This is a genomic window from Curtobacterium sp. MCBD17_035, from assembly GCF_003234815.2.
Classification (GTDB): Bacteria; Actinomycetota; Actinomycetes; order Actinomycetales; family Microbacteriaceae; genus Curtobacterium.
Genome location: NZ_CP126279.1, coordinates 1720427 through 1734233, shown reverse-complemented (window position 1 = coordinate 1734233; position 13807 = coordinate 1720427). Strand labels below are relative to the sequence as shown.

General features: G+C 73.6%; 14 protein-coding genes. 5 read left to right on the top strand and 9 right to left on the bottom strand.

Features of this window, described 5'->3' with window-relative positions:
* Window positions 1-26: 26 nt before the first annotated feature.
* The 3 genes from DEI93_RS08260 to DEI93_RS08250 all read right to left on the bottom strand — a co-directional run bounded on the left by DEI93_RS08260 (window position 27) and on the right by DEI93_RS08250 (window position 3567).
* A complete protein-coding gene (locus DEI93_RS08260; RefSeq protein ID WP_111119341.1) occupies window positions 27-2615 on the bottom strand; it encodes an ATP-dependent Clp protease ATP-binding subunit in 2589 nt (862 codons plus the stop codon).
* Window positions 2616-2744: 129 nt separating this feature from the next.
* The gene (gene ybaK / locus DEI93_RS08255; RefSeq protein WP_111025590.1) at window positions 2745-3230 is read right to left on the bottom strand and encodes a Cys-tRNA(Pro) deacylase; all 486 of its coding nucleotides are present in this window, start codon (window positions 3228-3230) and stop codon (window positions 2745-2747) included.
* A 73-nt stretch (window positions 3231-3303) separates the two neighbouring features.
* Entirely contained in the window at window positions 3304-3567 is a 264-nt protein-coding gene (locus DEI93_RS08250; RefSeq protein ID WP_111009022.1) for a hypothetical protein, read from the bottom strand.
* 123 nt (window positions 3568-3690) lie between these two features.
* Between DEI93_RS08250 and DEI93_RS08245 the strand changes: the two genes are divergently transcribed.
* Complete coding sequence (locus tag DEI93_RS08245; RefSeq protein WP_111013338.1) at window positions 3691-3879, top strand: hypothetical protein; 189 nt, start codon at window positions 3691-3693, stop codon at window positions 3877-3879.
* 60 nt (window positions 3880-3939) lie between these two features.
* Window positions 3940-4809 (top strand): hypothetical protein, encoded by an 870-nt coding sequence (locus tag DEI93_RS08240; protein WP_146244362.1) that lies wholly within the window; start codon window positions 3940-3942, stop codon window positions 4807-4809.
* Window positions 4810-4902: 93 nt separating this feature from the next.
* Here DEI93_RS08240 and DEI93_RS08235 read toward each other — a convergent pair whose 3' ends face one another.
* The 4 genes from DEI93_RS08235 to DEI93_RS08220 all read right to left on the bottom strand — a co-directional run bounded on the left by DEI93_RS08235 (window position 4903) and on the right by DEI93_RS08220 (window position 7982).
* Window positions 4903-5409 (bottom strand): NUDIX hydrolase, encoded by a 507-nt coding sequence (locus DEI93_RS08235; RefSeq protein WP_258372184.1) that lies wholly within the window; start codon window positions 5407-5409, stop codon window positions 4903-4905.
* Window positions 5406-6635 (bottom strand): SGNH/GDSL hydrolase family protein, encoded by a 1230-nt coding sequence (locus DEI93_RS08230; RefSeq protein ID WP_181435988.1) that lies wholly within the window; start codon window positions 6633-6635, stop codon window positions 5406-5408. The genes DEI93_RS08235 and DEI93_RS08230 overlap by 4 nt, the downstream gene beginning before the upstream one ends.
* A gap of 106 nt (window positions 6636-6741) precedes the next feature.
* A complete protein-coding gene (locus tag DEI93_RS08225) occupies window positions 6742-7434 on the bottom strand; it encodes a TetR family transcriptional regulator (protein WP_111009018.1) in 693 nt (230 codons plus the stop codon).
* A gap of 191 nt (window positions 7435-7625) precedes the next feature.
* A complete protein-coding gene (locus DEI93_RS08220; protein WP_111035852.1) occupies window positions 7626-7982 on the bottom strand; it encodes a PRC-barrel domain-containing protein in 357 nt (118 codons plus the stop codon).
* A 252-nt stretch (window positions 7983-8234) separates the two neighbouring features.
* On the opposite strand from DEI93_RS08220, the gene DEI93_RS08215 reads away from it, so the two are divergent.
* The gene (locus tag DEI93_RS08215) at window positions 8235-9944 is read left to right on the top strand and encodes an ABC1 kinase family protein (RefSeq protein WP_181435987.1); all 1710 of its coding nucleotides are present in this window, start codon (window positions 8235-8237) and stop codon (window positions 9942-9944) included.
* Window positions 9945-9956: 12 nt separating this feature from the next.
* On the opposite strand, the gene DEI93_RS08210 is transcribed toward DEI93_RS08215, so the two are convergent.
* Window positions 9957-10811 carry an NAD-dependent epimerase/dehydratase family protein gene (locus tag DEI93_RS08210; RefSeq protein WP_181435986.1) on the bottom strand — a complete coding sequence of 285 codons (855 nt, stop codon included), beginning with the start codon at window positions 10809-10811 and terminating at the stop codon, window positions 9957-9959.
* 166 nt (window positions 10812-10977) lie between these two features.
* Between DEI93_RS08210 and DEI93_RS08205 the strand changes: the two genes are divergently transcribed.
* Window positions 10978-11622, top strand: a complete 645-nt coding sequence (locus tag DEI93_RS08205) for a ScbR family autoregulator-binding transcription factor (protein WP_181434812.1) — start codon at window positions 10978-10980, stop codon at window positions 11620-11622.
* Window positions 11623-11787: 165 nt separating this feature from the next.
* On the opposite strand, the gene DEI93_RS08200 is transcribed toward DEI93_RS08205, so the two are convergent.
* Entirely contained in the window at window positions 11788-12723 is a 936-nt protein-coding gene (locus DEI93_RS08200; protein ID WP_502868528.1) for a ScbA/BarX family gamma-butyrolactone biosynthesis protein, read from the bottom strand.
* A 437-nt stretch (window positions 12724-13160) separates the two neighbouring features.
* Here DEI93_RS08200 and DEI93_RS08195 point away from each other — a divergent pair, with 437 nt between their 5' ends.
* On the top strand, window positions 13161-13757 hold the full coding sequence (locus DEI93_RS08195; protein WP_146244361.1) for a hypothetical protein: 597 nt from the start codon (window positions 13161-13163) through the stop codon (window positions 13755-13757).
* Window positions 13758-13807: the final 50 nt, after the last annotated feature.

Sequence of the window (13807 nt, the reverse complement as noted above, 5' to 3'; positions counted from 1 at the left end):
GGGGGCGTTCCTCCACCCGGAGTGGACTAGACCCGCACGCGGGCGTCCCGGTCCACGGTGGCGACGAGCTGGTCGGCGACCACGTCGATCGCGATGGTCTCGCCGGCCGCGACCTCGGAGCGGACCATGAGGTCCGCGACGCGGTCCTCGACCTCGCGCTGGATGAGCCGACGCAGCGGACGGGCGCCGTACTCGGGTTCGTACCCGTGCTCGGCGAGCCAGTCGACTGCGGCGGGACGGACCTCCAGGTCGAGGTCCTGCGCGGCCACCCGACGTGCGGTGTCGGCGAGCAGGAGCCCGACGATGGCGTGCAGCTGCGCGCGGTCGAGCTTGCGGAACAGCACGATCTCGTCGATCCGGTTGAGGAACTCGGGCCGCATGGCCTCGCGGAGCTTGCCCATCACCCGGTTCCGCAGGTCCTGCTCCTCGTACCCCGAGGCGTCGGTCGCCGCCGAGAACCCGAGGGCGCCCGAACGGCTGGCGAGGAACTCGGACCCGAGGTTCGACGTCATGATCACGACCGTGTTCCGGAAGTCCACGGTGCGTCCCTGCCCGTCGGTGAGTCGTCCGTCGTCGAGCACCTGCAGGAGCAGGTTGAACACGTCCGGGTGCGCCTTCTCGATCTCGTCGAGCAGGATCACCGAGTACGGGTTCCGGCGGACACGCTCGGTGAGCTGCCCGGCTTCGTCGTACCCGACGTACCCGGGAGGGGCGCCGACGAGCCGACTGACCGTGTGGCGCTCCCCGAACTCGCTCATGTCGAAGCGGAGCATCGCGGTCTCGTCGCCGAACAGGCTCGACGCGAGCGCCTTCGCCAGCTCGGTCTTGCCGACACCGGTCGGGCCGAGGAACAGGAAGCTCCCGACGGGGCGACGCGGGTCGCCCATGCCGGTGCGGCTGCGACGGACGGACTTGGCGATGGCGGCGACCGCGTCGTCCTGCCCGATCACCCGTGCGTGCAGGTCGTCCTCCAGGACCGCGAGCCGGGCGCGGTCGTCCGCGGTGAGCCGCGAGGCGGGGATGCCGGTCGCACGGGCGACGACCTCGGCGATGTCCGCCTCGGTGATCGTCGTGTCGGCCTCCGTCCGGGAGGCGCTGCTCGCGTCGGTCGCGGTGGGCGCGGTGGCGGACTCGATCCGGGCCTCCAGTCCGTCGATGGCGTCACGGAGCCGCGATGCCTCCTCGTACTGCTCCTCGGCGACCGCGCGGTCCTTGGCGGACTGCAGGTCGACGATCTCGGCACGCAGGGCGTCGACGTCGACCGTGCCGCTGAGGGCGAGACGGCGCCGCGCGCCGGCCTGGTCGATGAGGTCGATGGCCTTGTCGGGCAGGAAGCGGTCGGTCACGTAGCGATGTGACATCTCGACGGCCGCGCGGATGGCGTCGTCTGTGTAGGCGACGCCGTGGTGCTCGGCGTACCGCGGCGCCAGGCCGGCGAGGATCTGCACGGCGTCGGCCACGCTCGGCTCGCCGACCGTCACGGGCTGGAAGCGGCGTTCGAGCGCGGCGTCCTTCTCGATGCGGCGGTACTCGTCGAGCGTCGTGGCGCCGACCATGTGCAGGTCACCGCGGGCGAGGCGCGGCTTGAGGATGTTGCCGGCGTCCATGCCGCCGTCACCACCGCTGCCGGCGCCGACGACGGTGTGCAGCTCGTCGACGAACACGATGAGCTCGTCGCGGTGCGCGGCGATCTCGTCCATGACCTTGGTGAGTCGCTCCTCGAAGTCACCGCGGTAGCGCGTGCCCGAGACCATCGCGGCCATGTCGAGTGCGACGACCCGCTTGCCCTGGAGCAGCGTGGGGACGTCGCCGTCGACGATGCGCTGGGCCAGGCCCTCGACGATCGCGGTCTTGCCGACGCCCGGTTCACCGATGAGGACCGGGTTGTTCTTGGTACGGCGGAGCAGGATCTCGACGGTCTGCTCGATCTCACCGGCGCGGCCGATCACGGGGTCGATGCCGCCCTCGCGCGCGCGGGCCGTGAGGTCGGTGCCGAACTGGTCGAGCGTCGGGGTGTCGGACTCCTGGCCCCGTGTGCCGGCCGCGGTGCTGTCGGCGACCGGGCGACCCTCGCGGGCGGCACGGGCGGCGTCCTGCGCGTACTGCTGCATGGTCTGCGGCGTCACGCCCGCGGCGACGAGCATCTGCCCGGCGACGGTGTCCTGCTCGACCACGAGCGCGAAGAAGACGTGCTCGGGGTCGACGTACGTGGACCCGAACGCGCGCGCGGCCTGCGCGGCGTCGAGGAGCGCGCGCTGCGCTGAGGGCGTGAGCGCGGGACGGCCCTCGGGGCGCTCGTCGGACGGCTCCGGGAGTCGTTCGTCGACCGCGGCGGCGAACCGCTCGGGGTCGGCGCCGACGGTGCGGACGAGCCCGGCGAACGGCTCGGCGGTCACGAGGACGCGGAGCAGGTGCAGCGCGTCGATCTCGTGGTGGCCGCGCTCCACGGCGAACGTCGCCGCGGCGCGGAGCACTTCGTGGGTGCGGCGGCTGAGGAGCCGCGTGATGTCGACGGGCCGGCCGAACGGCACGGACCGCTGCTGGCCCTGGAGCAGGCGGGCGAGGAACTCGTCGAACGAGTTGTCGCTGCCGGTCGGGCCGAAGACGTCTGACAAAGGGACCTCCTGTGGAACTTGAGTGCGTCCGACTCAATACAACGCAGGGGTGCCCCGGCCATTCCCGGGCGCGGGAAGAAGTTGCGTCGACCCGACTCAGGTCCGCGAGGAGGTCGCCACGGGGCCGGCTCAGTCCCGCGCGATCGCGGCCGTCGCGCCCGCCGTGACCGCGAGGAGGTCTCGCGGCGCGAGTTCGATGTCGAACCCCCGCCGTCCGCCGCTCACGAAGATCGTGGCGTAGTCCTCGGCCGACGCGTCGAGCACGGTTCGGAGCGTGGTGCGCTGTCCGACGGGGCTGATGCCGCCGACGACGTATCCCGTGCGCCGCTCCGCGAGGTCCGGTGCCGCGAGCGACGCCTTCTTGCCCCCGACCGCGTTCGCGATCGCCTTGAGGTCGAGCCGGTTCGCGACGGGGACCACCGCGACCACGAGCTGCTCGTCGACCTGGACGACGAGCGTCTTGAACACCTGGTCCTCGCGGAGCCCGAGCGCCGCGGCCGCCTCGGCGCCGAAGTTCGTCGCCGTCTCGTGGTGCTCGTACACGTGCGGCGTGTAAGGGACACCGGCACGGTCGAGTGCGACCGTGGCCGGGGTGCGCGGGGAGGCAGCGGTCATGCCGTGATCTTGCCTGGAGTCCGCTGAACGTGGTCCGCGGCGCGCGGGCAGCCGTCGCTCCCGCGGAACGGGATCAGCCGCCCTGACCCTCCTGCTGCGGGCCCTGGTCCACCGGGTCGTACTCCGTGCCTCGTCCCTGCTCCTCGTCCGGCAGCGGGTTGCGGCGCTCGGCGGAGACACCGCCCGTGTTCGTGGCCACGTAGTCCGCCGCACCCGACTGGGTGTCCTCGCTCATCGGCCGGGTGAGGTCGCCCTGCAGCACGCTGTCGGAGGTGCTCGCCGCTGCCGCCTCCGCAGCCGCAGCCGGGTCGCGCTGGTCGTGCCCTGGTTCCGTCATGTCGCCGAGCCTAGGCCGACGGCGACGACGACGTCCCTGGGAACGGAGGTCGCGGGCCGCGCCTAGCGTCGGCGCGAGGGGCGCTCAGCGTGGGCGCCCCGGCCACGCGGACGAGGAGGCGTCATGAGCAACGACGGAACGAGCGGCAGCGACCGCGAGTGGGAACCGCCGATCGTCGACGGGGAGCCGGTCACCGCGGAACGGCTGGAGCGCGACCTGTCCTTCGACAGCGACGCGGCGCCCGCGGACGACGCGCTCACGGACGACGATGCCCGGACCGCCGACCTGGAGGCCACCGAGGCCGAGGACTGACCCCGGCCGCTCCGCGGGCCGCTCCACGGAGCAGGATGGGTGGGACGAACGGCGGAGGACATGTCGGCACTCGATGACCGGGTCGGCGGCGCCGGCCCGGACCCGGGCCGGCGGCGCGCGGCGTTGCAGGCGATCGCGTACGGGCCGGACGCCACGCCCGCCGAGGCGCAGGCCGCTCGCCGGGCGCTCGATGCCCTCGCGCCTGGCCGGCCGGTCGTCACCGGGACGCGCGATGCTCGACCGACCGGCGCCGACCGGACCGACTCGATGCCGATGGCTGCCGACCGGGTCCCGTCGGGCGCGGGCCCCGCTGCCCCCGCACCTCCCGACCCGACCTCGGCGCGGGCGAGCGACGTCGCACCGGTGACCGCGCTCGACGACGGGTGGTCCAGCGGCTCCGGCTCCGGTCGCGCGCCGAGGCGAGGAGCGTGGGGCCGCCTTCCGGTCCGGCTCCGCCGTGTCGGCCTCGTCGCGATCGTCGGCACCGCACTCGCGTCGTTCGGAGTCGGTGCACTGGTCGGGACGACGATCGACCAACAGCGGTCACGACCGTCGGTCGTGGCCGCCACGAACGACGGGGAACGCACCCTCGCGGCGCTGCTCTCGGCGCCGCAGACGTTCGCCGACCAGATCCCGGGAGCGGTCTCGGCCCCCGTGCGGCTGCACTCCACACGCCTGGTGTTCACGAACCGCTCCCTGTCCGCGGACGACGCCCAGACGCCGTGGGACGTGTACGCGGCGGTCGGGACGAACGCGTCGGTCGTCTGCCTGCTCGCGACGGCGGACGGTCGGACGGCGAGCACGTCGTGCTTCCCCCGTGCCGACGCCCTCACCGGGTCCGTCACCCTCGTGACGCAGAGCGAGAGCGGCACCCTCACCGTGCATGTCCGGGGCGGGGTCGTGTCCGGTCGTGTGCGGCCCTCGTCCTGAGCCCGCCGCCTCTCTCGTGGGCGGAACGCCTCTCTCGGGTGCGATGCCCCTCTCGTGGGCGCGACGCCTCTCTCGCCGCCCCTCTCGTCGGCGCTACGCCTCCTCGCGACGGAGCAGGGTGAGCAGGGCGTCGAGCGCGGGCACCTGACCCGCCACGAGGTCCGTCCGTGCCACGGCGACGCTCGTCCACCGGGCGTCGTCCACCTCGGGGAACGACACCATCCGGCCCGACCCCCGCGGGAGCTCGACGAGGAAGGTCGTGCTCCGGACCGTCTCCACGACGAGGTCCGACGCGCCCGCGAACAGCGTGACGCGCTTGCCCGAGGCCTGGCGGAACGTGCCGAGTTCGACGTACGGCACGTCCGGTGCGGGGACGCCGATCTCCTCGTGGAACTCGCGCCGCGCGGCGTCGAGCGGTGTCTCGTCGAGGTACTCGCCCTTCGGGAACGACCAGGCCCGTGGTCGCCGCCGCCAGAACGGGCCGCCCATGTGCGCGACGAAGACCTCGGTGTCGATCTCCGGGTCGGCGGCACCACGAGGGACCGGTGCCGCGGCCGGTCGGTACAGCACGATGCCCGCGCTCGTCACCACGGCCGTCACGACCCGTCGGGACGACGTCGACGACGCACGAACGCCCAGACGACCACGACAGCGCCGAGGACGACCACCCCCGCGCCGATCGCCAGCCGGCCCGCGTCGGCGGAGGACCGAGCGGCGGCCGCACGAGCCGCTGCCGACGCGGACGCCCGCGCCTGCGCGGACGCGCTGGCCCGTGCCTCCCGGGCCCGTGCCGCGGCCTCCGCGTACACGGCGCGGATGCGGCGTCCGGCATCCGTGGCCATCGCTCCGGCACCCGCTGCGTTCGGATGCAGCGCCCCGGGTACGAGGTCGACGTCCCGGAGGCCGGACGACGCGGACAGGGTGATCCCCCGGACGAACGGCCGGGTCCTCGAGCACGGTGAGTGGGCGGCCGTCGCGGAGAGCATCGAGACGTAGGTCCCACCGGCCTGGTGCACGACGGCCCGCGTCGTCCGGTCGAGCCGCTGCTGCACGCCGTGGAGGTAGCGGACGTCCGTGTCCGTGAACGGGAACGCATCGCGCGGGAACGACCCGGTCAGGCTCGCGGCGTCGAGCGCGGCGCGGAAGCAACCCGCCGCGGGTGTGTGGGCGGCGTCCGGGAAGATCGTGGGGTACCCGACGACGACGAGTCGGGCGTGCGGCGCGGCCGTCCGCACCGCACGCACCGCCGACCGGATGCCACGGGTGACGGGACCCTCGACGGCCGCCGCGAGCGCGTCGGTCCCGTCGGTGACCAGGCGGCTGCGACAGTTCGGCACGTCCGCCCCCGACAGCACGGGCCCGCGTCGGGACAGGGCGACGCACGAGGACGCCGTCGCGAACAGCCCCGCGTCGTTGCCGCCGATGGACAGCGTGACGAGCCGCGTCCGGTCGCTCAGCGCGTCGACCTGCGGTGCGGCACCGTTCTGGCGTCGCGAGACGACGTCGGCGCTCGTGGCCCCCGCGCACGTCACGTCCACGAGCCGGAGGTCCAGGCTGGCCGCGATGCGGTGCGGGTAGTCCTCGGATGACTGGCCGCAGGCCGGGACCGGGTCCCCCGTCGCATGTGGCAGGCCGTAGCCGGCGGCGTAGGAGTCGCCGAGCGCGACGTACTCCGCTCCGCGCGGGGGCAGACCGTCGCGCCCGGCGCGCGCACCGTGGTGCGCGGTGGAGGCGGGCACCACGGTGGCCGCCGACGCCGCCGGTCCCGCACCGGGGTCGGCGGTGCCGATGACGACGACGGACAGGACGGCGGATGCGGCGATCACGGCCAGGGGACGGCAGAGCAGGATGGGGACCTCACCAAGCGGGGACGGGGGCGGCGGGGCGACCGATGCTACGCCTCCCGGCCCGCGTGAGGATCGTGCGCGGCGGTCAGCCGACGAGTCGCCGCAGCCGACGACGGATGCGGTCGACGTCGTCGCACCCGGCCTCCTCCATCGCCTCGATCGCGCGTTCGGTGGCGGACGCGAGGGCCGCGGGCGTGGCACCGAGCGTCGCGTAGCGGTCGAGCGCGTTCGACACGGCCCGTGCGACGAAGCCCTCGTACTCGCCGAGCGACTCAGCGAGCTCGTGGAGGCCGACGAACCCGGCGACCATCAGGTGCGCCTCGAACGGGATGTCGACCTCGGGCGGGGCGTCCCCGATGTCGACCGCGCGCTGCAGCGTGGTGGCGCACAACTGGATCCACCCGACGTACGGCACCGGCAGGTCGATGTCGATGAGTTCGGCCTCGCGCTCGAGCCGCACGACGGCCCGACCGATGGGGTCCGACTGCTCCTGCATCGCGACGAAGACGGTCGACAGGGCGAGTTCGTCGAACGGGGGACGATCGGCGGCCGGCAGCGCGGCGAACACGCCCTCCTGCGTGAAGGACACGTCCATGATCGCCTGGACCATGTCGGTCTTCGACGCAAAGTGGTAGCTGACGAGGCTCTTCGCCACCTGCGCCCTGGCCGCTACGGAGGCGTAGGTCGTCGCCTGGTACCCGCGTTCCCCGAATTCCAGGGCTGCGGCCTCGAGGATGGCGTCCCTCGTGCGTCGGCGTTGGTCCTCACGCATGCCCATGGCAGACCACCGTAGTGGCAGGAGCGATGAGGGACGCCGCCCCGGCCTGGTTCCCGTCGATTTCCCAGGACGCGCGTCCTGTGGGAGACTTCGGGCACAGGCGCGGCTCCGGCCGTGCGACGGCCGTCGAGCGGCCGGATGGACGTGCCGATGTGGGGGGACGTCCAGGGCCCGCTCGACGGTCGTCGGGGTCAGCGGCGCCCGAGTCGCCGTTCGCCGCCCGCACCGGCCTGGTACGCGAGGCCGTAGTGCTGGTACAGCGTCGGTTCGACCGACGCCTCGAGCTCGCCGTCGGTGTCGATGGACGGCGCGTCCTTGACGAGCTTCTTGTCGTAGGTCACCTTGAGGTGCTTGGGCGACACGGTGGCGCCGTCGAGGGGCACGAACACGAGTCGCTGCCGGCCGATCAGACCGATCTGGACGCTCGCGAACGCCGGCTGCGACGTCGCGGTGTCGAAGTAGATGCTCTCCAGGCTGCCGATCCGGTCGTCGCCGGCGTCGACGACCGGCTGCCCGATCCAGTCGCGGATGTTCTCGGCCTCGAACACGTCGTTCCTCTCCCCGCGCCGGAACGATTCGGGCGCGGTGCCGCAGACGGTAGTCCCGGTGCGGGCGTCGTGTCGCCGGTGCGTCGTGTCGCCGTTGCGTCGTGTCGCCGGTGCGCCGTGTCGCCGGAGCGCCGTGTCGTCCGTGCCCCGTGTCGTCCGTGCCCCGTGTCGTCCGTGCCCCGTGTCGTCCGTGCTCAGGGTCGTCCGTGCCCCGTGTCGTCCGTGCTCAGGGTCGCGGTCCAGGATCAGGTCGTGACGGACCGACGAGCGACCCTGCCGCGCCTGGCCGACCTCGCCCGCGGCGACGACACCACGACGGGGACGCTCCGCGACCGTGCTCGCCGGTTCGCGGAGCTGCTCGGCATCGCTCGGCGCAACGGGCTGCTGCCGTTCGGCCGCCTCGACTTCTCGCGGTCCCCGGGAACGGCCGGTCTCCGGGTCGAGCAGGCGACCGGGTTGCGGCGCGCACTCGAGGAGGCCGGCGGCGCGTTCGTCAAGATCGGTCAGCTGCTCTCGACGCGTGACGACCTGCTGCCGGACGAGTGGCGCGCCGCCCTCGCCGATCTCCAGGAGGACGTCACCCCCGCGCCGGCCGACGCGGTCGCGGCCCTCCTCCGTGAGGAGCTCGGTGCGCCCGTCGACGAGGTGTTCGCCGCGTTCGATCCCGTCCCGGTCGCGGCCGCGTCGATCGCGCAGGTCCACCGTGCCCGCCTCCGGGACGGCCGGACGGTCGCGGTCAAGGTGCAGCGACCCGGCGTCGCGGTCGTGATCCGCCGCGACGTCGACATCGCGCTGCGGGTCACCCGGTTCCTCGCGCGCACCTCCGCGCAGGCACGTCGGCTCGGGGTCGAGGACGCCGCGGCCCAGTACGCGACGGACCTCGTGCGGCAGGTCGACTTCGGCCGCGAGGCGACGAACCTCGCCGCACTCCGCGCGACGCAGGCGCGCAGTCGTCGTGCCGCGGAACTCCACCTGCCCGAGCTCGTCGACGAGCTGAGCTCCCGCCGCGTGCTCGTCATGGAGTTCCTCGACGGTCGTACGCTCGCGACGGCCCGCGCGGACGGGGCCGACACCGCGTCGCTGGAACCACTGATGCGGACCGTGGTCCGCGCCTTCATCCGGCAGGTGGTCGTCGACGGGGTCTTCCACGCGGACCTGCACCCCGGCAACATCCTCGTCATGCCCGACGGGCGGCCGGCGCTCGTCGACTTCGGATCGGTCGGGAGGCTCGACCTCACCCTGCGCGAGACCGTCCAGGAACTGCTCGTCGCCTACCTGCAGTCCGACACGCGCGGCATCGCCGACGGGGTGCTCCGGCTCGCCCCGCTCGCCGACCCCGTGGACGAACCGGCGTTCCGACGGGACATCGCGACGTTCGTCGTCGACGAGCTCGGACCCGGAGCACGCATCGGGATCGACACGGTCGACGCCGCCGTCGAGGTCTTCGGCCGCTACGGCATGGCGGTCCCCGCGGAGTTCGTCGCGGCCGCCCGGGCGTTCGCGATCCTCGAGGGCACGCTGCGCACCGTCACGCCCGCGTTCGACCTGCTCGAGGAGGCCCGGACGCTCGCCCGCGACCAGATCCGGGACCAGGCGACCCCCGCCGGGGTCCGGGACCTCCTCGTCCGTGAGGCACTCGCGGTGCTGCCCGGACTCCGGCGCCTGCCCCGCCGCGTCGACCGCATCGGGGAAGCCCTCGAGACCGGTCACCTCAACGTGAACGTGCGTGTGCTCGCCGACCGACGCGACCGACGCCTGGTCGCCGGTCTGGTCCGTCGAACGGTCTGGACGGTGCTCGGGGCGCTCGCGGGCATCACGGCGGTCGTGTTCCTGGCGGTCCCGCGACCCGTCCACCCCGGCGCGCTGACCCCGGCGGAGGCGGGCTGGGTGCTCGTGGTGGTCGCCGTGGTGTCCCTCGGCGCGACCGCGATCGATGCGGCGCTGGCCCGGCGTCGCGAGTGACGCCGGCCGGATTCACCCCGCGAGGGACCGGTACCAGTCGCGGTCCTCGGCGTCAAGCTCGAGCGTGCCGAGTGGCTCCGGGTCGGCGACGTCGAACCACGCGTCGTCGAGCAGCATCGCGAGTTGGTGGGAGCTGAGGCCCCGACCGGCGGCGCGATCGCGGAACTCCTCCACCGACACGACCGGGGGCAGGGAGCGGCCGAGCACCTCGGCGGCGGTGACCACGACCTCGCCCGCGGCCACGGGCGGATCGGTGTGGACGGGGACGACGCCCGATGCGCGCGTGAGGGCGGCGGCCGCGATGCGGCGGCCGAGTGTCCGGACGTGCACGACGCTCACCCGCGCCTCGGTGTCCGGAACCGCCCCCACGGCCGTGACGAGGCGCAGCGCAGACGGGAACACCCATCGGTCCCCCACCCCGTGGACGACGTTCGGGCGGACGACGGCTCCGCCAGCTCCGAGGACCAACCGCTCCGCCTCCGCACGGCTCACGGAGGTCGCGGACTCGGGCCTCGCACCCGGACGCGGACCGCCCCGGTGCGGCCCGGAGCCGAACACCGCCGCGGTGGACACCAGGACCACGCGCGCTCCTGCCTCGGCCGCCGCCTCGACGACGATGCGCGTGCCGTCCACGTTCGTGCGGCGGACGGCGTCGTCGTCCCCGCCGATCGCGACCGCGCTGTGCACGACGGTCTGCACACCCGCGACCAGGCGGGCCACGGCCTCCGGGTCGAGCAGGTCCCCGGACACCGGGGAGAAGGCGGCGTTCTCGGGCACCGTACGGCGCACGAGACCGCGGACCGGCACGGCCTCCGCCACGAGCGCGTCGACGACGCGTCGCCCGATGAACCCGAGCGGACCGGTCACCGCGACAGGTGTCGAGGAGGACAGCGAGGAGGACATTTCGGGGGACGATTGCACGCTGGGGGCCATCCATTCACGTCGAGGGGTGTCGTGCGGACGGTAACAGGACCTGAGCGTGGCTACCATGTCGGAGCGGCCGTCGGGGCCGTTGGGAGTCGGAGGGGACGCCATGGCCCAGCAGGAGCGCGCCGTCGTCACGCGCGACAAGATCGTCCGGAGCGCCGCGACGATCTTCGAGCAGCGCGGGTACGCGAACGCGTCGCTCGACGTCGTCGCCTCGGAGGCGGGCGTCACCAAGGGTGCGCTCTACCACCACTTCAAGTCGAAGGAGGAGGTGGCGAACGCGGTCATCGAGCTGCAGTATGAGATCGCGCAGTCGTACGGCGAGCGGGTGTTCCTGCTCGGACGCACCGCGCTCGAGCGGATGATGTGGATGTCGCAGACCTTCGCCCAGCAGATGAAGGACGAGGTCGTCGTGTCCGCCGGGGTGCGGCTCACCACCGAGGCCGGCGGCAACGGTCTCGAGCGCGAGGCGCCGTACGCGGGCTGGATCCACACGGTCGAGGGGCTCATCGCGGCGGCGGTCGAGGAGGGTGACATCCGCGCCGACGTGGACCCCACGCGCCTGGCGGCGTTCCTCATCCCCGCCTACACGGGCGTGCAGCTCGTCTCGGACATCCTGCACAGCCGCGAGGACCTCTTCCAGCAGCTCGAGAACATGTGGACGATGTTGCTCATCCCCGCGCTCGTGCCGGCCGAGCGGCAGCCGCTCGTGGCGGACCTCCCGGCCCGGATCATGCGTTCGGCGGTCTGACCGCACGCCCCACGGCACCGCTCCGTCGGGCGGTGCGGCTCGGCCGGGCGGTGCGACGAGGCCGGGCAGTGCCGCTCAGCTGGGCAGTGCCGCTCAGCTGGGCAGTGCCGCTCAGCGGGGCAGTGCCGCTCAGCGGGGCAGTGCCGCTCAGCGGGACAGTGTGACTCAGCCGGGGAAGGCGGAGGCGCGGACGCGCGACACGACGACGCCGTCCTGGCACAGGACCGCGACCTCGGTGCCGTCCTCGCGCTCGAGCGTGATCGTCACGGGACTCGTGAGCTCCGCGTGGGCGAGGAACTCGACCGTGACCTCGCGGGGCGTGTGCGTCGGATCGTCCGCGTGGGCGCGGAAGGCCTGCAGCGCGGCCTCGAGCACGACCATGCCCGGCACGTGGTCGAGCGGGTGGTCGAAGTACACCGGGTTCGTGGCGTCGAGCGAGAGCTCGAACGCGTCGCTGCCCGCGGCACCGGACAGCAGGACGAAGTCCGGCGTCGGCGCGCCCACCAGCCCGTGCGCGGCCGGACTCGGGCGAGGCGGCAGGCGATCGACGTCCGCTGAGGACGGCGCGCCCTCGCGCATCCGGCGGTACACGGGTCCGGGGATGGTGCGGGCACGACCGCCCCCGCGGGCGAGGACGTGGTCGCCGTCGCGGACCGTGAGCATCGAGTCGTAGGACGCGGCGACGCCCTTGCGCTCGACGAGCTCCGAGACCACGACGTCGATGGTCGGCGATCCGGGGCGGTCGGAGCGGCGGACCGCGTCGTCGGCGACCTCGACGCGCATCGACTCCATCACGAACGCCTGTCCGAACGGCACCCCGAGGTGCAGGTGCGCGAGTGCGATCGCGGTCTGACGGAGCGTCTCGAGCGCGAGCGCGGGTCCGACGGCGACGTCGTCCGTGCCCCACGGTCCGAAGTACGCGTGCCGCCTCGGCCAGTGCACGTCCGCCACGAAGGTGCTGTCGCTCGTCCGCTCGAGCGCAGTGAGCAGCACCTCCGTCAGCTGACGGCGGTGCACCAGGGCTCCCGGGAGGAGATGCGCGTGAGGGGACAGGTCGGTCTCTCGGGTTCGCGTACTGGACGTACGTTCGGTGGCGGTCATGAGCATCGTATGGGGCAGCGGTCCGTCGCGACACCACCCGTTCCACACGGTCGCGCCGCCCCGACGGCGACGTGCACCTCGCGCGGGGTACACGACGCGTGTCGTGCGGCACCACGCCCTCGCCGTCGTGCTGCCCGCGCGCCCGGAGTGCCGCGGATCGCGAGGAGCGGGGCGTCCCGCCGTCCGGGGTCCGCGCCTGCCTGGTCCACGGGCGGAGCGGTACACGGGGACAGGCCGCGTCCCCCGTTTTGGGGTCGAACCCCCGTCCTCCCCGGGCGCCGCCGGACCGACACCCCCGGAGTGGGGCCAAGAAGCATACCCAACAGTACGGTTTTGCCGTTACGCTGCTGGTGATCGGACGGAACGGCACCGGTGTCGTGGTCTCAGGGGTGGTACCGGCGTCGTCCCCGTCCACCGCCGACCGACCCGGAGCCGACATGACCACAGCGCGCGTCACCGCACCGCGGAGCAGCACGATGCTCCTCGGTGGCACCGCGCTGGTGGTGGGCGCCCTGCTCAGCGTCATCGCCCAGCTCGCCGGTCCCACCGGCGGTCCCGCCGGACCGTCCGGTCAGGCGTCGTTCGCGATGCTCGGTGGTGCCGCGACCTTCATGGCCGCGTTCGTGCTCGGGTTCGGCGACGGCGGCGCATGGGACGCCGTCCGTGGGTCGTGGATCGGGCGGGTCTCGTTCGCCGTGTTCGGCGGCGCCGGCCTCCTGGTCGGGGTCGTGCCGCTGCTGCCCTCGCCGCCGATCGCGTCGGCCGGGGTCGTGGAGGCCGGCCTCATGGTGACGGCGGGAGCCGCGGCGGTGACAGCCGCCGTCGTCGTGCGGAGGGTCGCTGCGACACCACGCCGCATCTCGGTCGTCGTCGCCGCGATCGGCGCCGCCACCGCGGCGTCCGGACTCCTCGCGCTCGCGCCGTCCACGGGGCACCTCGCTCCGTTCGCCGCGGTCGCCGCAGGGTTGCTCCAGGCCGCGGTCGGCGCTGTCGTCCTCCGGCAGCGCCGACGGAAGGGTCGGCCCGTGCCGTGAGCCAGACCTCCAGCGTCGGTCATGCACGCGCTCCTGGTGGATGCATCCCC

What these genes read in the sequence shown, in the direction of transcription:
- DEI93_RS08225 (WP_111009018.1), bottom strand. Translation starts at nt 7,434, where the DNA reads ATGGGCATGCGTGAGGACCAACGCCGACGCACGAGGGACGCCATCCTC.
- DEI93_RS08245 (WP_111013338.1), top strand. Translation starts at nt 3,691, where the DNA reads ATGAGCAACGACGGAACGAGCGGCAGCGACCGCGAGTGGGAACCGCCG.
- ybaK (WP_111025590.1), bottom strand. Translation starts at nt 3,230, where the DNA reads ATGACCGCTGCCTCCCCGCGCACCCCGGCCACGGTCGCACTCGACCGT.
- DEI93_RS08200 (WP_502868528.1), bottom strand. Translation starts at nt 12,723, where the DNA reads ATGACCGCCACCGAACGTACGTCCAGTACGCGAACCCGAGAGACCGAC.
- DEI93_RS08240 (WP_146244362.1), top strand. Translation starts at nt 3,940, where the DNA reads ATGTCGGCACTCGATGACCGGGTCGGCGGCGCCGGCCCGGACCCGGGC.
- DEI93_RS08195 (WP_146244361.1), top strand. Translation starts at nt 13,161, where the DNA reads ATGACCACAGCGCGCGTCACCGCACCGCGGAGCAGCACGATGCTCCTC.
- DEI93_RS08250 (WP_111009022.1), bottom strand. Translation starts at nt 3,567, where the DNA reads ATGACGGAACCAGGGCACGACCAGCGCGACCCGGCTGCGGCTGCGGAG.
- DEI93_RS08205 (WP_181434812.1), top strand. Translation starts at nt 10,978, where the DNA reads ATGGCCCAGCAGGAGCGCGCCGTCGTCACGCGCGACAAGATCGTCCGG.